The 21,381-nt window shown below is 35.0% G+C and carries 15 protein-coding genes and 1 tRNA gene; 7 read left to right on the forward strand and 9 right to left on the reverse strand.

Annotated elements, in window-relative coordinates:
- Positions 1-9: 9 nt before the first annotated feature.
- Positions 10-83: transfer RNA gene (locus AWW83_RS00430), tRNA-Pro, on the forward strand.
- A 6-nt stretch (positions 84-89) separates the two neighbouring features.
- Here the strand turns inward: AWW83_RS00430 and AWW83_RS00435 are convergent.
- Together AWW83_RS00435 and AWW83_RS00440 are read right to left on the reverse strand one after the other, a co-directional pair.
- Positions 90-494 (reverse strand): DoxX family protein, encoded by a 405-nt coding sequence (locus AWW83_RS00435; RefSeq protein ID WP_092346746.1) that lies wholly within the window; start codon positions 492-494, stop codon positions 90-92.
- A 33-nt stretch (positions 495-527) separates the two neighbouring features.
- Positions 528-2,870 carry a GH36-type glycosyl hydrolase domain-containing protein gene (locus AWW83_RS00440; RefSeq protein ID WP_092346749.1) on the reverse strand — a complete coding sequence of 781 codons (2,343 nt, stop codon included), beginning with the start codon at positions 2,868-2,870 and terminating at the stop codon, positions 528-530.
- Between the two features lie 133 nt (positions 2,871-3,003).
- Between AWW83_RS00440 and AWW83_RS00445 the strand changes: the two genes are divergently transcribed.
- From AWW83_RS00445 to AWW83_RS00465, 5 genes are all read left to right on the forward strand, one after another.
- A complete protein-coding gene (locus AWW83_RS00445) occupies positions 3,004-6,666 on the forward strand; it encodes a PAS domain S-box protein (RefSeq protein ID WP_092346752.1) in 3,663 nt (1,220 codons plus the stop codon).
- Positions 6,666-7,076, forward strand: coding sequence for a response regulator (locus tag AWW83_RS00450; protein ID WP_092346755.1), 411 nt, complete (start codon positions 6,666-6,668; stop codon positions 7,074-7,076). Before AWW83_RS00445 ends, AWW83_RS00450 begins: the two co-directional genes overlap by 1 nt.
- The gene (locus tag AWW83_RS00455; RefSeq protein ID WP_092346758.1) at positions 7,054-7,725 is read left to right on the forward strand and encodes a response regulator; all 672 of its coding nucleotides are present in this window, start codon (positions 7,054-7,056) and stop codon (positions 7,723-7,725) included. Before AWW83_RS00450 ends, AWW83_RS00455 begins: the two co-directional genes overlap by 23 nt.
- 172 nt (positions 7,726-7,897) lie before the next feature.
- Complete coding sequence (locus AWW83_RS00460; protein ID WP_143713849.1) at positions 7,898-8,287, forward strand: hypothetical protein; 390 nt, start codon at positions 7,898-7,900, stop codon at positions 8,285-8,287.
- A gap of 2 nt (positions 8,288-8,289) precedes the next feature.
- Complete coding sequence (locus AWW83_RS00465; protein ID WP_092346764.1) at positions 8,290-9,564, forward strand: ATP-binding protein; 1,275 nt, start codon at positions 8,290-8,292, stop codon at positions 9,562-9,564.
- Between the two features lie 56 nt (positions 9,565-9,620).
- Here AWW83_RS00465 and AWW83_RS00470 read toward each other — a convergent pair whose 3' ends face one another.
- The 7 genes from AWW83_RS00470 to AWW83_RS00500 form a co-directional block, all read right to left on the reverse strand.
- A complete protein-coding gene (locus AWW83_RS00470; RefSeq protein WP_092346767.1) occupies positions 9,621-10,490 on the reverse strand; it encodes a homocysteine S-methyltransferase family protein in 870 nt (289 codons plus the stop codon).
- Entirely contained in the window at positions 10,472-11,617 is a 1,146-nt protein-coding gene (locus AWW83_RS00475) for a glycerate kinase (protein ID WP_092346770.1), read from the reverse strand. Before AWW83_RS00475 ends, AWW83_RS00470 begins: the two co-directional genes overlap by 19 nt.
- Positions 11,614-12,615: a 4-hydroxythreonine-4-phosphate dehydrogenase PdxA gene (pdxA, locus tag AWW83_RS00480; RefSeq protein WP_092346774.1), complete on the reverse strand. Its 1,002-nt coding sequence runs from the start codon at positions 12,613-12,615 to the stop codon at positions 11,614-11,616. Before pdxA ends, AWW83_RS00475 begins: the two co-directional genes overlap by 4 nt.
- Entirely contained in the window at positions 12,605-13,966 is a 1,362-nt protein-coding gene (locus AWW83_RS00485; protein WP_092346777.1) for a GWxTD domain-containing protein, read from the reverse strand. The genes pdxA and AWW83_RS00485 overlap by 11 nt, the downstream gene beginning before the upstream one ends.
- Before the next feature lie 77 nt (positions 13,967-14,043).
- Positions 14,044-14,784: a PEGA domain-containing protein gene (locus AWW83_RS00490; protein ID WP_092346780.1), complete on the reverse strand. Its 741-nt coding sequence runs from the start codon at positions 14,782-14,784 to the stop codon at positions 14,044-14,046.
- Positions 14,781-15,923 carry an outer membrane protein assembly factor BamB gene (locus AWW83_RS00495; protein ID WP_159421056.1) on the reverse strand — a complete coding sequence of 381 codons (1,143 nt, stop codon included), beginning with the start codon at positions 15,921-15,923 and terminating at the stop codon, positions 14,781-14,783. Before AWW83_RS00495 ends, AWW83_RS00490 begins: the two co-directional genes overlap by 4 nt.
- Before the next feature lie 16 nt (positions 15,924-15,939).
- Positions 15,940-18,786, reverse strand: a complete 2,847-nt coding sequence (locus AWW83_RS00500) for a BamA/TamA family outer membrane protein (protein WP_092346786.1) — start codon at positions 18,784-18,786, stop codon at positions 15,940-15,942.
- Between the two features lie 207 nt (positions 18,787-18,993).
- On the opposite strand from AWW83_RS00500, the gene AWW83_RS00505 reads away from it, so the two are divergent.
- A complete protein-coding gene (locus AWW83_RS00505; protein WP_143713850.1) occupies positions 18,994-21,300 on the forward strand; it encodes a hypothetical protein in 2,307 nt (768 codons plus the stop codon).
- The last annotated feature ends 81 nt before the right edge of the window (positions 21,301-21,381 follow it).

Genomic DNA, 21,381 nt, shown 5'->3' on the forward strand with positions numbered 1-21,381 from the left:
TTGAAAAATCGGGGCGTAGCGCAGATGGTTAGCGCGCTTGCCTTGGGAGCAAGAGGTCCCCGGTTCGAGTCCGGGCGCCCCGACTTCAATTATTTTTTTATCAAATTATCAACCGAAATCCCCTCGCCTCCCTTGAATAAAAACAGAAGCGAAATCAAAAAATACAATCCCGCAAGTTCAAATCTCATATCCGTCGTCAAATGCCTGTAAATTGCTACAGCCATTGTGAAAGCGACAAAAAAAGCAGAATATCTTGTAAATAAACCAATTGCAAGCAAAATCCCACCAACAAATTCGGAAAGCGTAGCGCTCAATGCAAAAACGACAGGCGCTGGAAATCCTATATTTGAAACTGTGTTTATGAACTTCCATTCTTTCCCGTTGAAAAAGTATCCAAGAGCGCCATTTACTTTCCCAAGCCCATGAAAGAACGCAAGCATAAGCCCTGATGCAAAACGAAGTAATGATAAAACAATGTTTGATGCTTTCGCCATTTGTTTCCTCTTTTTAGTTTTAAAATAAAATTTTCAAAAGTAAATTTCAACATCATGCAAACCACCGCAACCACAAGAAGATAAAAAATTTGATGTTAATTCTTTGCCATCAAACTTAATTATAAAAGCATCGCCCCGCTTTATTGTAAATTTATATTCGCAATTTCTAAAACTTCTTCTTACTCTGACCTCTTCCCATTCCTCTGGCAAAATTGGCTTCATTATCTTTAAACCATCATATTCAGGTTTTATCCCGAGAATATATTCAACAAATGCTTTAAACATCCTCGATGATGAACTTGTAAGCCATGTAAAAGATGCTTCACCGAAATGTGGCGAATCTTTCCCACAGATGTATTGTGGATAAACGAAAGGTTCGGCTTTATAACGAGCGTTGTTCAAAAATTTTATCGGCAATGTTTTCTGATAAATCTCAAACGCTTTATTCCCAAATTTATCGCTCATAATTGAAAACGCCATAATTGCCCAAGCGTTCGCCTGTGTAAAGAAACTTCCATTTTCTTTTTCACCAGCAACAAATCTTGTAATTATTCCAAGTTTTTCATCTTGCTTTGAATAAGATGGTTCAAGTAGCAAAAATCCATAAGATGATTCAAGAAATTCAATTGCGGAATTAAGACATTTTATTTTTCTTTCTTCATCACAGGTATCGCTCAAAACCGCCCACACCTGTGGTTCAAGATAAATTTTCCCTTCTTTTGAAAAATAACTCCCAATTCTTTCGCCTTCATCATTTATCGCTCTTATAAACCATCCTGCTAAATCAAGTTTTTTATACTCTTCCCAGCAAGTTTTGTTTATTTGATTTTTCAAATTCTCTTTCTCAATGCGATATTTTTCAACATCATATTTCAAAAATTCGCCAAGTTTGACAAATTCATTCAAAGTGTAAAGCAATATCATACTTGCAAGTGTTGATTCGCCCCTGTTGTTTTTGCCAGCAAAGTTAAGTGCATCGTTCCAATCACCACGCTTTAACAAAACAAGCCCGTTCTCACCTCGTGAATTTAAAACATAATCAATTGCTCTTCGCAAATGCTCAAAAATTGTCTCTTCCTTTTCATCGTCGTAATATCTTGATTTAATTTTCAAAAAATCAAAATCGCCAGTTTCTTTAAGATATTCAAATGTTGATATGCAAAGCCATAATGGATCGTCATTTTGATTTGATTGTTGTGCAAATTCATCAACAGGATTAAAATTGTGACATGTGTTTCCGTTTTTAAATTGAAATTTGAAAAGATAAAGAAGTCGTTCTTTGCAAAGTGAAGAATTTATCGGTAAAAAGCCAAGCGTTGATTGAAGTGCGTCTCTATAACCGACGACATCAAATCCAGAGACATAATTGCTTGCGGAATATCTATGCCAGTGAAGGCAAATCAAGTTTTGATATTTGTTCCAGAAATTTAAAAATGCGTTTAAACTTTCATCAGGAGTTTCAATCCAGATACCTTTTTCAAAAATTTCGTCTCTGTAAAACTTTTTCATCTTTTCAAAATCATTTTTCGCATCCGCAAGTTTTATCTTTTCAGATGTTCTCTCATTTAGAACTCCAAGAGCGATTACAATTTCTTTCTCTTCACCGATGTCAATTTCAACATCGTGTTGAAATACGAAGACAGGTTCTCTTCCGTGAGCAATTGATTCAAAGCACCAACCTTCTCTCACCGCTTGTGGTAATTCTATCGTCCCATCTCCGATGAAAGATGATTTTAAACAATCAAAAGATTCAGGTTCGGGGTCTGATGAGAAAAATACAATTTTATCCCAGTTTTTGTTTGCTTCGTTGTTGGTTTTATCATTCCAGATTGTTTTCGTCGCATAAAGATATTTTCCGCTGTTCCAAGTTCTTACAAAAAGTTCATAAGCGTATGGGTCAAGAATTGAGGGCTGTAAATTCCCAAGAGAGAGTTCAACCGCTGAAAAAATTTTTAAGTTTTTCTTCGTTTCTGATTCATTTTTGATTTTTATAAGCCAGTATTCAAGGTCTTTATCAATCGGGACGAAATAGGTTATTTCCGAGTGAATTTGATTTTTAGTTGTTTCAATTTTTAAATATCCAACTCCAAAGCGTGTTTCCCATTTTTCAAATTTATAACTTTTTGGAAGATTCAAACACCACGCTTCTTCTGTGTCAATGTCTTTTAAATAAACAAGGCGAGCAAGTTGAGAATTCATTTTTGGTGTCCATTTGATGATTGAATTAAATGTCGGGTGTTCAAAAAAACTATGACCTGTGCCGTTGTAAAGAACAAGTGCGGTATATTTCCCGTTTGTCAGGATAATTGACCATTCGGATGGTGGAACGCCAGAGTGTATTATTTCTCCGCTGACTTTATCAAGTTGTGTTTTCATCCGCTGTATTGCATTTTTTTGTGAATATGTTTAAATTTTAATCAGTTTTAGAGAAGGTTAGCAAAGTCGGTATAAAGTTATTTAATTTTTGCGAATTTTTGAAGAATGAAATAATCAAAATTTCAACTTGGAAATGGATTTAAAAGATAATTTTGAGATAAGCACGGGTTCAAAAGTTTTGCTTACTTTGTTTTCGGTTCTTGTTGGAGTTTTGATTTCAGATTTAATTGCATTTATTTTTTTCTGGTTTTACAATGCGGGACAAATTGAAGTTTTTTCTTTTCTTCTTCCAACTTTTATCGGCGTGATTTTGGGGATTGTGTTTTCTTTTTCAAGGTTATCGCTTGAAAAAAGAGTGATTGAAATTGAAAAATTCTGGCAATCTGCATTTCAATCTTATACGAACGGAATAATTCTGACCGATTTAACGGGGAAAATAAAATATGCGAATGATTACGCCTGCAAGTTTCACGGCTACACTCTTGATGAAATTAGAGAATTTTACATTTTTGATCTTGTAATGCCCGAATTTATAGAGGTTGTCCGTGAATACATCAGAGACATAGTGGATAACGAAGAGAAAGAAGTTATTGAGATTGGTTTTCTTTCTAAAGATGGGAGCGTAAGATATGCTCAACTTGGGGGGAGATTGATAAAGTATAGAAAGAGTGAATTCATACAATTTGTGGAAGTTGACACAACGGAGAAGAGAAGATTTGAGGATGAGTTAATTGCAGCGGAGAGAAAATATAGAGAACTTTTTGAGAACGCTGTCATTGGAGTTTACAGATCAACGCCAGATGGGAAAATTATTGATGTGAATCCAGCATTTGTTAAGATGCTTGGGGCGAAAAATAAGTATGAGATTTTGCAGAAAAATGCTTCGGAGTTTTATCCAAATCCAGAAGATAGATTAAGGTTTATAAGAGCGCTTGAGATTTCTGATTCTATTTCAAATTTTGAGAACAAATTAAAACGGCTTGATGGAAAAGAAATATATGTTCGTGAGCATGTCAGAGCAGTAAGAGATTCGCTTGGAAATGTTGTCTTTTACGAGGGAATGATAGAAGACATCACAGAGCAAAAAATTTGGGAGGAGCGACGTAAAGAGTCAGAGGCAAAATACAGGACGCTTGTTGAAAGTTCACTTGTTGGGACATATATATTTCAAGATGGAAGATTTAAGTTTGTGAGCGGACAACTTGCTTCAATTTTTGGATTTAAAGATAGCGAAATTCTTGACACACGAACAATTCTTGAACTTGTTCATCCTGACGATAGACGAAGGGTTATGGAAAAATTTGCTGAAGGATTGAGCGGAAAAATGCCCGTTTCTAATTTCTCTTTCAAAGTTATAAAGAAAAATGGTGAAATAGCGTGGGTTGAAGTTTTGAATAATCTCATAACTTATGAAGGTAAACCTGCAATTTTGGGGACTATGCTTGATATAACCGATAGAGTTAGGGCGGAACAAAGAAACAGAATTTTATCAAATCTTTTGCTTAATCTAAGTGATGCGGTCGTCATAACAGATGAAAACGCAAATATACTTGAAGTCAACGATGCATTTTGCAAGATAACAGGTTATTCAAAAGATGAGGTAATTGGAAAAAATCCACGAATTTTGAAGTCGGGACTTCACGATTTGGAGTTTTATAAAAATATGTGGGATTCAATACTTACGAAGGGGCATTGGTCTGGTGAAATAATTAACAAACGAAAAAATGGCGAACTTTATTTCGCATTTCTTTCAATATCATCCGTGAAAGATGAACTTCACGGCGTCACATATTATCTCGGGATTCAGACGGATATAACAGAAAAGAAAAAAACCGAGGAGCAAATAAGATATCAAGCAAACTTACTTGAAAATGTGAATGACGCTATCATCGCAGCTGATCTTAATTTCAGAATCACGGCTTGGAATAAAGCAGCTGAAAAAATGTATGGTTATAAAGCAGAGGAAGTTATAGGCAAAGAGATAAGTGAGGTTGTTCCTGTTGAATTTCCAAATTTAACAAGGGAAGAGGTTCGTAAGATATTGCGTGAAAAAGGTTTTTGGCAGGGTGAGGCAATTCATTATAATAGATTTGGTGAAAAAATTTATGTTAGTTCATCTCTTTCCATCATTCGTGATTCAAGGGGCAATCCAATAGGAACGGTTGGTATAAATCGTGATATTACAGAGCAGAAGAAAGCGGAAGAAAAACTAAAATTGTATGCGGAACAACTTGAAATTGCAAACGCTCAACTTCAGGAATTAAATAAGCTAAAAAGTGAGTTTCTTGCAAACACATCACACGAGTTGAGAACACCTTTAAATTCAATCATTGGATTTTTGAATCTCATAAAAGAAGGACTTTACGAAAATCACGATGAGATGATGAAATTTGTTGACAATGCTCTTGTCAGTGCAAAACATCTTTTGAGCATTATAAACGATATACTTGACATAGCAAAAATTGAGGCGGGTAAACTTGAACTTAACATTGAAGATGTTGAAGTTTCAGAACTTTTATATGAGGTCTGGACACTTTCCCATGTCCAAGCGGAGCAGAAAAAACTTGACTACAAAATTATTTACCCTGAAAAACAAGTTTATGTCAAGGGAGATAGAAACAGATTGAAACAAATTTTGCTTAATTTGATCGGCAATTCAATTAAGTTCACGCATAAAGGTGGAATTACAGTAAAAGTTGATGTCTTTGACGATAAAGGATTTTGTCAATTTACTGTTTCAGATACGGGCATTGGCATTGCAAAGGAAAAGCAGGCAAAACTTTTCCAGAAATTTGTTCAGGCGGATGGAACGACGACAAGAAAATATGGTGGCACAGGGCTTGGACTTGCGATTACGAAAAGTTTGGTTGAACTTATGGGCGGTGTCATTGAACTTTACAGTGAGGGCGAGGGCAAAGGAACAACTGTGACATTTACAATTCCACTTTCAGAAATTTCTTACGGGGAAAAAGTTGAAATTGAACATGGGAAAATTTACGGCGAAAATGGATTGCTTGTCCTTGCGGTTGATGATGATGCAAGGTTTGCGGATTTTTTGAAGAGTTTTCTTGTCAAGAACGATTTTAAATTTGTGTGGGCAAATAACGCCGACGATGGATGGCTCTATATCCAAAGATATAAGCCAGATGTTTTGATAGTTGATTACGCTATTCCGCATAAAGCTTCGGCTGAATTAAAGAATGGATTTGATCTTGTTTTAAAGGTTTACGATTCACCAGAATTTAAAAATTTGCCAATTATAATTTTAACAGGTCATTCTCAAAAAGTCAGAGAACTTTTGAAACTTTCATTTATAAATTTCCAGCCCAGCGTTCTTGAAAAACCAATTGAGCCAGGACATCTTTTGAATTTGCTGAAACAATTTGTCAAAGAAAAGGATGAAATTAGAATTTTGCTTGCCGATGACGATGAAAATGTTAAAGTTTATTTGAGAAAAATTTTGCCAGCACAATATGAAATTGATTACGCAAGGAACGGTCGTGAAGCTATTGAGAAGATAAAAATGGGAAATTATGATATTCTTTTGCTTGACCTTATGATGCCAGAACTAAATGGATACGATGTTATAAGAGAGTTGAGGTTAGGGAAACTTGCACCTGATCTTCCAATCCTTGTCATCACAAATTATCCAGAGCCAGCTACCGAAGAAGAAAGAGAACTCTTGTCAAAGAGCATGGGGATAATCGTGGTTGATAAATCTGAATTAAATCAGGATCCACGAAGGTTGATTGATTTGATTAAATCCCATCTTAAAATAAATCGTGAGGTGAGCTGATGGCTCACATACTTGTGGTTGAAGATGATAAATTAACAGCCCAATTATTTGAGATAATTTTGAAAAGGAAAGGAGGTTTTGATGTAACTGTAACAGATGATGGTGAAAAAATCATTGAACTTTTAAACTCTGGAAAAGTTGATCTCATAATTATGGATGTTTCTCTTTCTGGAACATTTGTGAATGGTGTTCAAGTTGATGGATTAAAACTTTCAAAGATGATAAAAGAAAACGAGGCGACTTCAAAAATTCCGATCATACTTGCAACCGCACACGCAATGCGTGGGGACGCTGAAAGATTTCTCTCCGAAAGCAAAGCGGACGATTACATCTCAAAACCAATCACAGATCACGACTCTTTTATTCAAAAAATCAAAGGATATCTGAATGAACCAAGAGACAAAGGGTAAAGTTTTAATTGTTGAAGATGATATAAATTATGCTGAGATACTAAAACGAGTGATAGCGAAAAATGGATATGAAGTAAGTATCGCTTACGATGGAAATGATGGATACGACAAATCAATTGAATGGAAACCAGATGTTATGATAGTTGACTGGATGATGCCGGGGATGAACGGTGTTGAACTTGTTAAGAAGATTAAAGAACATCCAGAGATGAAATTTTGCTATGTCATAATGTTAACAGCAAGGGTTGAAACCGAAGATAAAATTACTGGTCTTGAAGCCGGAGCAGATGATTTTATAACTAAGCCAGTTGATTTCGGAGAACTTATGGCACGGATAAAGGTGGGCTTTAGAATGAAAAATCTTCAATCTGAAATTGCCGAACTTCAACACGAAGTTGCACTCCTTGAAATGGCAAGAACCCTCGGACACGAGATCAACAATCCATTGAATATAATTTACCTCGCTCTTGAACTTATAAATCGCTCGCTAAAAGAAAACGACATTGAAAAAGTAAAAGAAAACTTAAATCGCATTTATCAAGCATCAGACAGGATAAAACAAATAGTCCACAAACTCATCTCGCTTAAAAAACCCGCCTTTAAAAATTATGTCAATGGCAAACCAATGCTTGACCTTGATAAGGAATGAATCCCTCTTTCAAAATTTCTATCTCACCTTTGTAATTTTTACAAACCATTGAAAATAATCCAGAATTTGTTTGAATAATTTGCAAAATTTTGAGGTATTGATAATTTATCTTTGTCTGGCATAATTATTGAAATTTATTTTTTGTGAATTTCAAACAATAAGAGCGCTTGAAATGGCGTCTGTAGTGTGCAAAATAATGGTTTATACAAGTGATATGAAATTTGCCGAGAGAATAAGCAAAATTTTCAGAGGCGATGGTTATATGTTGAAAGTTTTTGAATTGTTTTCGGAAGTTGTTGAGACATTGCAAAGGGAACTTTACGATGTTTTGATAGTTGAAACTGAATTTATGAGTGAGATGAGCGATTTGCTTAAAATTGCGGATAACATTTTGCTTGGCATTCCGATAATAGTTGCAAGTGGGGAGAATGGTTTCAGGGTTGAAAATGGAAATTATTCAAAATTTTATTTCATAAATAAATTTGCCAGCGAAGAGGAGTGGAAAAATGTCATCTGGCTTGCGATAAGTGAAAATTATGTAATAACAAACGGAGGGAATTAACAATGATTTCAATCTTGATACAAAACATAATTTTTGCTGTGCTTGTTGCAGGGCTTGGCATTGTGTTAAAAATTTTAAACGGCAAAATAAAAAGTTTGTGGAAAATTTTTATCGGCGTTGTCTTCCTTTGGCTTTCATCAATTTATATCATTGCATACGGATTTAATTTGCTATCAGGTCTTACGATGATTTTTGGTGTAATTGTAAGTTTATCGGGTTTAATTTCACTTTCAAGCGAAGTTAAATTATTGGGCGATGGTGAAAGTGTTAACTCAATTGAGTCGGCGTTAAATTCAATTTTGAAAAAGACAGAAGCAGAAGGAGGTGCAATTTTCTACATTGATCAAGATAAAAACTCTGAATGTATTCTTAAATCTGGCAAAGTTGAAGATGGATGCGTAATGTTAATTCAGCCAATTTATTCTGATGAAAATTTGACAGGTTATTTGATGCTCTTTGGAAATAAGCCATTTGTTGGTTTAAAAAGCGATGTAATTGATGGCGAAATTAACTTGATAAAACTTTACATTGAAAATCGCAGGTTAAATGACAAAATTAAATCCATACAAAAATACATTCATCTCATTACGCACGAATTGAGAAAACCTTTAACCAGTATAATTGGATTTTCGGAAATTTTAAGAGATGAGTTTAAAAATCTTTCAGAGAAGGATGTTGTTGAATTTATCTCAAACATAAAACAATCTGGCGATGTAATGCTTACGACTTTGAGGTATTTAAGTGAGATAACAGAGATTGAACTCGGTGAATATAAGTTGAAATATGAAAAGTTTAATCCTGTTGATGAGGTTAAAAAAGTGGTTGGTTATTTTTCGGGTGAGATTGAAAAGAAAAATTTAAATGTTGAGTTTGATGTTGAAAATAATTTTGAGATTGAAGCGGATAGAAAAAAGTTCAATGAAATACTTTATCAACTTGTTTCAAATGCTGTTAAGTTTTCTCGTGATAACACCACGATTAAAATTGTTTTGCACAGGAGCGGAAATTATGTTGAGTTGAGGGTTAAAGATGAAGGAACAGGGATAAGGAGTGAGGATTTTGATAAAATTTTTAAGCCATTCCCAAAAATAAAAACTCATTTAAGTGGCTCTGGACTTGGGCTTGTGCTCGTAAAACTTCTCGTTGAGTTACACGGTGGGGAGGTTGATTTTGAAAGTGAATTTGGAAAGGGAAGTGAGTTTAGGGTTTTACTTCCATTGAAGTGTGATTCAAGGGCGAGTGAATTGGTAAAGGAAAAAGTTCTTGAGTTTAATTAATTTCTCATGGCTTCCTCCACAGATAAAAGCATGGGTCAAGCCCCGCCCATGCTTTTTTATTTAAATTTTTCATCAATGATTCTTCGCATAACTTCTATATGTTCAGGAGTTGTTCCGCAGCAACCACCGATAATGTTAATCCCAATGTCAATTAACTTTTCAACATAAGGAGAAATTTTATCAGGTGTGTCTGGGTAGATAAGCGATTTGTTAATTTTCTGCGGTGTTCCAGCACTTGGCTGAATTAAAATTGGGAAATCACCAGCGAGCGATTTTAAAGATTTCGCTATTTCAACCATCTCTGCAAATCCATTACCACAGTTTGCACCAATTACATCCGCCCCGAGGTTCATCATTTCCTTAACTGCATTTTTAAAATCAACGCCAGCGTAAGTGTAAATTTGACCATTTTCAATTTTAAAACTCATTGAAACAGCAACAGGAAGATTCGCTTCATTTCTTGCAATTTCAAATGCAATTTTCATTTCTTCTACAATTGTCATTGTTTCAATAAGTATAATGTCAACCCCACCATCTTTTAATCCACGAATTTGCTCGCCGAAATATTCAGCAATTTTTTTAAATTCTTTATCTTCTGGTTTTAGCCCAGTTGGACCAACGCTACCGAATAAAAGTTTATCTTTTGTTTTAACTTCATTTGCTATTTTTGCCGAAAGTTTGTTGAGTTCATAAATGTTAATTTCCCCAAGGTTTTTAATTGCTTTTTTCAATCTCGGATAGTTTGCCCCGAATGAATTTGTTGTGATGATGTCTGAACCTGCTTTGATATAATTTGTGTGAAGTTGCTTTACGATTTCAGGTTGTGTTAAGTTTAAAATTTCTGGGATTTTTTGATTTGTTTGTTTAATTAGTTCCGTTCCGATTGCACCGTCACAAAGGAGAGGTTTTATTGTCTTGAAGAGCATATTTTGTGAATTAAATTTGCTATTTGAATTGATGCGTTAAATAAAACTTTTTGCGCATTTTTCATCGCAAATGATTCTTTCATTGCAAGGTCTGTCATGCTGAAAATTGCGGACAAGCCAAGTGTATTTGCAAGCTCAAGCCAATCACCTTCAATTTTTCCAGCGATTGCAATTGTCGGGATGTTTTGTTTTTTAGCTCTTTCAATAATTCCTTTCAATGCCTTTCCATATTTTACTTGCGAATCAATTTTTCCTTCGCCAGTTATGATTAAATTTGAGTTTTTTATTTTTTCGTCAAAAGAGACGATGTTAAGAAATAAATCAATTCCTCTTTCAATTTTCGCATTGCAAAAGGCAACGAGTCCACCCGCAAGTCCGCCAGCTGCACCAGCGCCAGGAAGATTTTCTATATCAATTCCATATTTTTCTTTGACAGCATCGGCAAGTTTTTTCAGTGCTTTGTCAAGGAGTGGAAGTTCCTTTTTCTTTGCCCCTTTTTGAGGTGCGTATGTAAAAGATGCCCCTTCTGGACCACAAAGCAAGTTTAAGACATCAACCGCAACCTTGAATTTAACTTTTTTAATTTCATCGTAAATTTCGTCGTCTTTTATTTTATTAAGTTTCAAAAGATTTATCCCACCCTGTTTCAGCACTTTTCCAGATTTGTCAAGAAATTTATATCCCAAAGCCATTGCCATTCCCATCCCACCATCGTTAGTTGCGCTTCCACCAACGCCGATTATTATTTCTTTTGCGCCATTTTGAATCGCTTCTTTTATCAATTCACCTACACCATAAGTCGTTGTAATTTTAGGATCTCTTTTTGACTTTGGAACGAGTGTTAATCCACTTGCAGACGCCATTTCAATTATCGCTGTCTGGTCTTTTAACAGAAACTTTGCTTTAACTTTTTGCCCAGGCAAAGGTCCAGAAACAGTTGTTTCAATTATTTCTCCACCTGTTGAATAGTGAATTGAGGAGACAAATCCCTCACCGCCGTCTGAAATTGGAATTTTAACAATTTCAAATTCAGGTGAAACTCTTTCAAATGCTTTAGCGATTGTTTCAACTGCTTCAATTGATGTAAGCGAGCCCTTGAAAGAGTCAGGTGCAATCACAATTTTCATTCATTAAAATTTGCTCTGTTTTTGTAAATTTTTGCGGATAAAATTATCGCTTGCACCATGCTTTTCTCATTTGCAATTAATCTCCCCGCTATGTCATACGCCGTGCCGTGATCAGGCGAAGTTCTGACGATGTTAAGCCCCGCTGAAAAATTAACAGTATTGTAAAAGTCAATTAATTTCACAGGAATTAGCCCTTGATCGTGATACATTGAGAGAATAGCATCATAATTTTTAAATTTTTTCTCCCCAAAGAAACCATCCGCTGAAAAAGGTCCGTCAATTTTAAAATTTTTGGCTGAAAATTTTTCAATGACAGGTTTAATTATTTTTTTCTCTTCATCGCCGATTAAACCATCTTCCCCAGCGTGTGGATTTAGACCCAAAACCGCAATTGATGGCGAATTTATCAAAAAATCTTTTTTCAATGTCTCAATTAAAATTTCAATTTTTTCAGCAAGTAATTCATGGGTTATGGTTTTGCTCACTTTTGATAGCGGAATATGTATCGTCGCAAGAGCAAGTTTTATTTTATTGTTGATAAACATCATAAGGTATCGTTTTGAATTTGATAGATGCGCTATCATTTCGGTTTGACCTGGAAAATTGAAGCCAGCAAGATTTAATGATTTTTTTGACACAGGTGAAGTGCAAACAGCAGACGCTTTCCCATTGAGACACATTTCAACTGCGATTTCAATTGATTCACCCGCTATTTGACCCGAAATTTTGCTTGGTTGTCCGAGCGTGATCTTTACATTTTTGAATTCCCTCATCGGGTAAATGTTTGCCAAGTTCTTGCCTCGTTCAAAATCATCCTCATTTTCCATAACATGCAATTTTATCCCAAGAAATGGTGAATAGATATTGACAAGTTTAAACGGAGCAATTATGAAAGGATCACATACCGAGAGAACTGATTTCTTAACAACAGCTTTAAGTGCGACCTCCGGACCAATTCCGTTTATGTCGCCAATCGTTACCGCAATTTTAGGGCTCATAAGTTTCAACAGATGTTAATTTGAAACTTCCGTATTGATCAACGAAAACAAATTTCCTTCTAATTGGCTCATAATACCAGATTTCCTCGGTTGGTTTTCCGGGAATATATTTTCTCTCAATTTTTGTCGGTTGTCCGTAGATTATATAAACTTTTCCTCTATCTGTTCTCGCTCCGTCTCTTTCACGCATCGTCGCAAAATTTAAAATAGCGTAATCAACTCTGCGATAGTATTCAGCCATAAGCTCATTGTAAATTGTGTTTGGTGTTGGGTCTTTTTTAGCCCAGAATTCTTTGAATTTAATCAATCTAGCTTGTGGGCTTCCGAATCTTAACTTTGCCATCTCATCCGGAGTTGCAATGTATTCAAGTATGTCAATTGCATAATCAAGATTTTGAAGCGAAAACGGCATATCAATCCATTCAACTGTAAATTTCTTTGAAAATGTTTTTGAAATTTCCTTTCCAAGCGTGTCAATAAACTTTACAGATAAAGAAATCTCATACTCTCCAAGGTCAAGTGAATCACCTTTTACAGGGATGAAAAGAGAATAATAATTCTGCGGTTTAGATGGAACGAGAAGATATGTGAAGATTGTATCACCGGGATTTTCTCTGAAAAGAAATTGTCTGTTATTTTTTATTTTCTCGGGATCAATTTTTTCTTTGATTAATTCCTTCTTTCTGCCGAACTCGGGAAAATAAATAAGTGTGTATTCAACTTCGTCTGGTTTATCGGTAAATTGAATGTAGGCGGTAAATCCTTTACCGAAGTTAACACGATTTCCAATGTTCGTTGGAATTAAAATAATGGTGTCCCCATTTTCAATTTTTTCCTGAATTATTGTTAAGTCTGATGTTTCAAACGAATTTGGTTTCATTTGTTTAAGCGTGATATTTCTCTCCCTTTTCAAAATTTGATTTGATTGCTCATCTTCAATTATTAGAGTCAAACGATAATTTCCGGGTTTTAGGTCAAAACGAAAATTTCCCTGTGTGTAAATGTCCTTTGAATTTGTCTCTTCATAATTATCCGTGCCTCTATAGCCACGAAAAACTTTCCTTGCAATTGAGTTTCCGTTTCTATCAAAAATTTCTGCGCTTACCGTGAAGTTTGCGATATATGTTGGTGTGTTAAGCGGATTTTTAACAAATGTGAGAAGATCATTCGCAATTCTGAAATTAATGTCAACTCTGCTTTTTGATGTGTCCTCGCTTATCAAGTTGATAACTTCGTAAAAGAAAAGTTTTCCAAGTTCTCTCTCGGTTGTTGAAAAGAATGGGCGAAAGAATGGAAGTTGAGCGTTGAGAACGGAAGTTGAGAACAAAATTACGAAAAACAATTTTCTCACTTTATCCTCCGTAGTTTTTTCTTATGCTTAATTTAATCATATTGACGGGTAAAATCAATAAGTGGTTTAAAGCAAATTCACTCACGCATTAAAGTATAAATTGCAATGATAGCGGTTAATTCAAAAATTACAAGTGTAATCCCAGCGATTTTATCGTATTGTTTCATTTTGTTAAGTTTTTCTGGATCACCGGTTGAAACATATTCATTGTAAAGTGCATCCGCCTTACTTTTGAAGTATATTGATAGAATTCCGTTTGCTAAACTTATCCCCGCTATTGGCAAAGCAACATTTAAACGACTTCTTCGCTCAGTTCTTAACTCTGCCTCTGCTTCTTTTTTCGGAACAAGATTTATCTCAAATTTTGTCGTTTTCCCATCAATCAAAATTTCTGCTTCATCATAACCTTGCTTCTTTATCCTTAATCTTTTTCCAAAAATTTCTCTCAATTTAAAAACAGATGGAGTTAGCCCTATGACCGAATCCCCAAGCAAAATTTCAGCAGAAAATGGAATTGAGTTAATTTTTATAAATTTTTCAAATGTGATAAACAGATTTAAAGTATCGCCTGCTTTTACTTCAACTTTTTGAACCACATCTTGCTCAAGCCAGTCGGCGATTTGCGGATTTTTTAATTTTAGTGCGTAAGTCCCAGGTTTAATTTTGAAGTTTGAAATTGGAGTCAGACCAACATATTGAGAATCAATGAAGACGCTTGCGCCGTGAATTTCAGAATCTATGTTCAAAATGCCGTAACTTTCCTGTGAAAGTGAAATTGATGTGAAAAGAAAAAATATAAGTGCCAAAATTAATCTCATTTCATCTTTTCGCTTTGTTTTTTAAATGCATAGATAAATCTATCTTCGCAAGCGATGATCAGATAATTTTTCCAGATGATCGGCGTTGATTTTATCCTTCCTCTTGTTTCATAACTCCAAACCAATTTTCCATTTGTTAAGTCAATAGCATAGATATTTTTGTCAAGCGATCCGATAAAGACATAATTCCCAGAAACAATAGGAGATGAATTTATTATACTCTTTGCAGAAAATTCCCATAAAACTTTGCCTGTGTTTTTATTCAATGCGAAAAATTTTCCTGAAGCAGTTCCAAATAAAACAATTGAATCTTTAACAGCGCAACCACCGTAAATTTTTGAACGAGTTTCAAATTTCCAACTTAATGTCCCATTTTTCAAATTAACAGCGTAAAAAATTCCATTTAAATTTCCAGCGAAAACTTTTCCTTCTGAAATTGAAACAGGTGAGAAGATGGGCGCACCAGTGTTGAATTTCCAGACAAGATTTCCACTTTCAAAATCAAGACAATAAAGATTTCCATCATCACAGCCGAAGACAATAAATTTCCCATCCGAAGCAGGGGAAGAGCGAATTGGTTTCGGTGCTTTAAATTCCCAGATTTTTTCAGCAATGTCATATTTTATGTTATAATTGATGACAAGTCCTTCAAGTGTGGCAATGATGATATTGTCATAAAGTAAAAGTGGCGATGCTTCTATTTGACCTATCTTTTCTTTCCAAATTACTTTGCCAAGGTTAAGATCAAATGATTGAAGTGTGTTTTTGCCGTATGCATTTGGGATTATAAGTTTATTGTTGTAAAGGATGGGAGTTCCAGCGACTGCAGATTCTGTTTCAACTGTGCCAATTTTTTTACCAGTTTCAATATCTATTAAATGAATTTCATCTCCAAGTGTGGCGACGAATAATATATCGTCTGCAACGAGCATTGGGCTGTATGAAAATCCAGAGCCAGCGTTGTAAATCCAAGCAAGTTGAAAAGGCGGTGAAATTTGAAATTTTGAATTGTTTAAATTCTCGGGCGAATTCCCGTGTTGAATCCAATTCAAGTCAGAAATAATTATATTCTTTTCAAGTTTTAAAGATGCGCAGGAGATAAAAATGATGCAGAGGAAGAAAGTAAATTTTTTCATCATCGTTTTGATCAAATTTTTAAAAGTCCCATCCGAAGAAAAATTGATGAAAGAGAGATTTTTGAACTTTTGATAAATTGTTTTCAAGTCGTTTCCCAACATCATATCTTAACACAAGAACTCCACCTATGTTGAACCTTATCCCAAATCCAAAACTTCCAAGCGTCTCGGTATATTTATTATCCCACGCATTTCCAAGGTCAAAAAATAAAGCACCTCTTATTGAGCCGATGAAAATCCCACCAAACGGAAATTTAACATCAAATTTATCAATGAATGGGAAGCGAAGTTCTTGGCTTGCAAGCCAAAGTTTTTTACCTCTTATTGACCATCTCTCATATCCACGCAAATCCCAACTTCCTCCCATAAACCATCTCCTTGCTTCTTTTCCTTCGTTATAGAAAAGTGTTAATCTCACTGCATACGCTGATCTCGTTGATAATCTGAAGTATTGCCTGTAATCAAAAATTAAAGTGTAGTAATTAACATTTGAAAATTGTATGTCCGTCGTATATGCAAGCGTGATGTTAAATCTTTTCCCGTCAATTGGTCCAGTTGGTGACCACAATGAGTTATCAAAAATATATGAAATTGAATTTGAAAGAAGCATTGCTTTTCTTTCTCCAACCCCGAAAATTATCTCCTTGTCGGATCTGTTAAGCATTATGCTTGATTCTATTCTTCTAAAAACGGATATCGGATAACTCATGGCGAAATAGCCACCGTATGCTTTTTCGTAATAGAAAAGGTCGGGGTCTGTTAAGTCGTATCTTCTCCCTGCGAAATGAAAAATTCCGTAAGCAAAATTTGTCCTTTTGCTCAATGAAACACGGGAAATCGCTATGTTAAAACTCTTTAGGATTTCATCTTTTGTTTGAGCGGTATTGTAAATCAAAAAATAATATCTTTCATTCCCAAGCAAATCACTTATTGCAATTGCTGCACCTCCAACTGTGCCAAAAATTGGGTCGGTTGATATCTGGCTCTGCGCAATGTCAAGATCGTATTTGCCCCGATATGTAATCACATTAACACTTTGAACTCCCTGAATTTTGGGCGTATCCCAGTGAGTTTTTTCAATTTCGTTGAGATTTATTTTGTGTGTAAAGTTTGGCTTTTCAATTTTTGAGTAAGCATCTTCAATGATTCTTATTTGAAATTTTAAGTTTTCAAGCGCAACGAAAACAATTCTTCCGTCATCAGTCCAAACTGGGTCAAATGCTGCTGTTGTTAAGTTAGTAATTTGTTTTATTTCAAACTGGCTAAAACCATTAATGTTTGAAAGACCGTCAAGTTCGGCGAGAAATTTTTTCTGTGTTAAATCAAGAACCCAGATGTTTTGAGTTCCATCTATATCTGAAACAAAAGCAAGGTATTTACCATCAGGAGACCACGAGGGTGCTGAACAGGTGAAATTTCCATAGATGAGATATTCAATTCTATCTTTTTCAACATCGTAGATGAAAATGTTATATTTTCCTTCGCTCCCGTAGATTGTTCTGTCTGAAATAAAGGCAATTTTATCTCCTTTTGGGGACCATGCGACTTCTTTATCATCGTAGAGGTCAGATGTTAATTTCTTTAAACTTTTTGTTTCAAGATTAAATAGGTAAATATCGCTGTAGCCCGACTTATCAACTGCGGTCAAGGCGAGTTCCCTTGCGTCGGGTGAGAATGAAAGAGATGTTATCATAACGAGAGAATTAAATTGAAACATTCCGATTATTTTATCTGTGTTTAAATCATAAATGTGAATTGCGTCGTGGTCACCTGCTTTTGTTATAAAGGCAAGTTTCCCATTTTTGACATCAATTTTCGTTTTGAAAAGATGAAATGCTTCAAATTGATCGCTTCTTTCTCCTTCAATTACAACTTTTGGTTTTTGTTTTGTATCAAGATCAACTTTGTAGATGTTTGTATAGCCAGTTATATTTCCGACGAAGTAAATTTCTTTTCTATCTCCATTTTTATAAAACACAGGTTTCATATTAAAGCCCTCTGCAACCAAAGGTTTTGTCACTGCGCTTGGTGGATCGTTGTATTTTAGGAGTGGATAATATTTTTTCTTTAAATGATATAGCCATTCTTCATCAAATTGTTTGTAATTTTTTCCAATTGTCAATTCAAAAACCTTTTCAAACGAATTTGCTTTCCAGATGTTTTCAAAGAAGAGAATTATTTTCTCTTCGCCGTATTTTTCGGCGATGTATTCAAGTATGTTTTGCCCCTCTTTATACATAAGAAAAGTGCCAAAGATTCTGTCCATCTCAGAAAGTGGAACGATGTAATCATTTAAAACTGCATCTCTTAAAAGCATCTCACCCATATTGTCCCATTTGGTTGACCAAAATTCAGCAAGACCTTCGGTAAACCACAGCGGTGGCATCTTTTCGGTCGGCTGGCGATGGTCTTTTAAAACTCTTTGAACTTTGTGAAGTGTAAAGACATGAACAAGCTCGTGTTTGATGACATGTTTAAATTGATAAATTGAACCATCAAATGGAATTACAACCCTTCCCTTTATAAATTCAAAAAATCCACCTACGCCTTCGGGTATTAATCCAGGTGTTGTATTTGTCTGCTGAAAGTAAAGATGTGAGCTATAAAAGACAAGTGGAATTTTGTTTAAAATGTTGATGTTAAACTTCTCTTGAAGTTCAGCATAGGCTTCCTCAGCAAAGTAAGCACCTCGCTCCGCAAGGTCTTTCATCTCAGGATGATAGTAAATGTCAAAGTGTTCGGTTTTTAAAACATTCCATTGAAACTCCGTATATTGAACTTTGTTTCTCCCGAAGTAATACCACTGTGCGAAGCAAGTTGAATAAATCAAAAGAAAGGCGAGAACAAGTTTTATTTTAATTCTCATAGCTTGCAAAAAAGTTTATTTGAAACCTATCTCAAATTTATAAACGCTTTTGAAATAAGTCAAGTTCGCCAGGGGTAGCTTATTAGTTTTTCTTGGTTTTATAACTTTTTAAAAGGATTCGCTGACACTTGACTTTTAAATTTTATTTGTTTATTATTCTTTTGGTTTTTTTAGTAAATAAAAAAATTTTTGCATATGAAACAAATAATGAAAAAAATCAAGCTATTCGGCTTCATTTCCCTTTGCTTGGTTGCATCAAATTTAACTTTGTTATCCGCAAGCAAGAAAGATTATCTTGATTATGTCAAGCGTGCAGTTGAAAGTTCTTGGAACAAATATCCAGAGTTAATTGAAGATTGGAAAAAAAGCAGTATTCATTATGTTAGCTGGGGCTTCAATCCGCCCGGGGAACCAGTTTATCTTGCTGATGCGCTTGGATTTTTATTTGAGGTCACGAAGGACAAAAATTATGCAAGAAGAGCGATAAAAATTCTTGATGAGTATTCAAACCTTAAAAATTTTTATCCAGAAGAACTTGCGAAAAACAGAGTTGAATACTCTGATGGTGTCCCGGCACTTCCAAACTTCTTTTTCCTTTTTCCATATGTTCGTGCTTATTTGAGAGTTAAAGATTCAGGTTTGTTAAGTGGGGAACTTAAGAAAAAAATAGCTGATGAAATAGCTAATAGTGTTGATTTCATTTCGCATTTTCCGGAGTGGGGTGCACATAACAGAGCTGTTTTGCGAGCCCTTGCTTATCTTTTGGGCGCAAAGGCGTTTCCAGATCATCCATCCGCTCATATTTGGAGGAAACAAGCGGAAGTTTTGATTTACGATAATCTTGGTAAATGGGAAGCTGAGGATGCGACTTTATATAACGGCGTTTGGATGTATGTTATGTTGCTTTATATGGAAAACTTAAACAATGACAAAATTTTAACACAACCAATTTTCAGGTATTATTTTGATTATTACTTAAATTTGATAACCCCATATGGGACGATGGTTGATATTGGCGATGCTAATTTTAATAATGCTTTTGAATGGTTCATTCCTTGTTTTGAAAAAGCTGCTTCACTTTACAATGATGGCAGATATAAATATGCTGCTGAGAAAATTTTTAATAGAATGCTTAAAGATGGGAAGCAATCGGCTGGTCTTGCATCTATAATTTCTGATGCATATAGATGGTGTGACGATAAAGTTAAAATTGCGATTCCAGAAATCCAAAGTTGCGAAGTTCTTGATGACATAGTTGGGAAAAAAATTGTTTTCAGAACTGGCTGGGATTCTCTTTCTACATACTTGCTTTTGAATTATCGGGATGAAGGAGATGGAAATTATATGACGAGAGAGTATTTGAGAAATACCATACCAGTTGAAGAGGAAAAAATGCACCACGGCAGTTCGGATGAAAATGCAATCATATTTCTTATGACAAATGGCTCAATTTTATTACATCACGCTGGATATAGAGATGCCCTGCCAAGCGGTATGTTCGGAGCTTATAGAGCGGATTATTATCACAACCGGCTTGTTGTGAGGAAAAATAAGAGAGAGTTAAGGGATAGTTTGGTAGTTTTATCGCCTGTCCCGGGGCAAAGATATAAAAAACAAACATTGCTTGAGTTTGTCAGAAATTCTGGAAATTATAGACCTGTTAGAACTTTCAAAGTTGATTTCTTAACATTCAAAGAAGTAGAATATTCACGCACAAGGTTGGTTGATGATAAAATTGGATACTTTTGGGATAGGATAATTGTATATTTGAAAAAACTCAACTGGTTTGTTGTTGTGGATGCGGTTAAATTCACGGTGGCGGATTATTATACGCTTGCTGTCTTGTGGCATACTCAACAAATTTTGAAGTCGGGGAAAAATTTTTACGATACCAGAATTGATTCAATTGGAAGATACAAAGTTGGGGGAAGTCAAAATCTGTTAATTTATTTCCCAGAAACATACGCCAAAGAGGATAGTTTTGAGCAAGAGATAAGGCATTTTCAGAACGATCTCTGCATTTATCAAACAACTTCATCACACTATAAAATGGGCGATGTTGAATTTTTCATAACTTTTCTAATTCCGCACGATTTAAACGAAAATGTTGAAAGTTTAATAAGAAGGATAAAGCAAATTGATGTTGATAAATTTCCAAATGGTGTTGGTTTTGAGATAGAAAATCAAAATGATGAAAAAATTTATCTGTGTTTGAAACTTGATCTTGATTCCGAAATTTTGCGTGAGAATATCCGACCGAGATATAATTTCAATTCGGGAAAAATTAAATATGGAGATGTTGAAACCGATGCTTACTTTGTGTATCTGCGAGAAAGGAAAGATAAAATTTCTTATGCTGTTTCAAATTTCATCAAATTAATTTTCCGCAATCAAACCATACTTGAAGCAAAGCCAACTACTTTTACGCTTCAACTTGATGGTTCTGGAGATAGAATTGGATATACAAAGTTAAGATTCTGGGAGGATGAAATAAAATTTGTGGATAAAAAATGACAAAATCTTAACTTTTGCTTCAGGCGAATGCGAAGTGAGCAATTTGCGATTATGCTGGAGTGATGCCGTTTTTTGTTGAAA

This window comes from Candidatus Chryseopegocella kryptomonas (genome assembly GCF_001536065.1).
GTDB lineage: Bacteria > Bacteroidota > Ignavibacteria > Kryptoniales > Kryptoniaceae > Kryptonium > Kryptonium kryptomonas.

Coding starts and splice junctions, on each gene's coding strand:
- AWW83_RS00500 (WP_092346786.1), bottom strand. CDS start 18,786: ATGAGAATTAAAATAAAACTTGTTCTCGCCTTTCTTTTGATTTATTCA.
- AWW83_RS00465 (WP_092346764.1), top strand. CDS start 8,290: ATGATTTCAATCTTGATACAAAACATAATTTTTGCTGTGCTTGTTGCA.
- AWW83_RS00440 (WP_092346749.1), bottom strand. CDS start 2,870: ATGAAAACACAACTTGATAAAGTCAGCGGAGAAATAATACACTCTGGC.
- AWW83_RS00445 (WP_092346752.1), top strand. CDS start 3,004: ATGGATTTAAAAGATAATTTTGAGATAAGCACGGGTTCAAAAGTTTTG.
- AWW83_RS00450 (WP_092346755.1), top strand. CDS start 6,666: ATGGCTCACATACTTGTGGTTGAAGATGATAAATTAACAGCCCAATTA.
- AWW83_RS00475 (WP_092346770.1), bottom strand. CDS start 11,617: ATGAAAATTGTGATTGCACCTGACTCTTTCAAGGGCTCGCTTACATCA.
- AWW83_RS00455 (WP_092346758.1), top strand. CDS start 7,054: ATGAACCAAGAGACAAAGGGTAAAGTTTTAATTGTTGAAGATGATATA.
- AWW83_RS00435 (WP_092346746.1), bottom strand. CDS start 494: ATGGCGAAAGCATCAAACATTGTTTTATCATTACTTCGTTTTGCATCA.
- AWW83_RS00460 (WP_143713849.1), top strand. CDS start 7,898: ATGGCGTCTGTAGTGTGCAAAATAATGGTTTATACAAGTGATATGAAA.
- AWW83_RS00495 (WP_159421056.1), bottom strand. CDS start 15,923: ATGATGAAAAAATTTACTTTCTTCCTCTGCATCATTTTTATCTCCTGC.
- AWW83_RS00470 (WP_092346767.1), bottom strand. CDS start 10,490: ATGCTCTTCAAGACAATAAAACCTCTCCTTTGTGACGGTGCAATCGGA.
- AWW83_RS00505 (WP_143713850.1), top strand. CDS start 18,994: ATGAAAAAAATCAAGCTATTCGGCTTCATTTCCCTTTGCTTGGTTGCA.
- AWW83_RS00490 (WP_092346780.1), bottom strand. CDS start 14,784: ATGAGATTAATTTTGGCACTTATATTTTTTCTTTTCACATCAATTTCA.
- pdxA (WP_092346774.1), bottom strand. CDS start 12,615: ATGAGCCCTAAAATTGCGGTAACGATTGGCGACATAAACGGAATTGGT.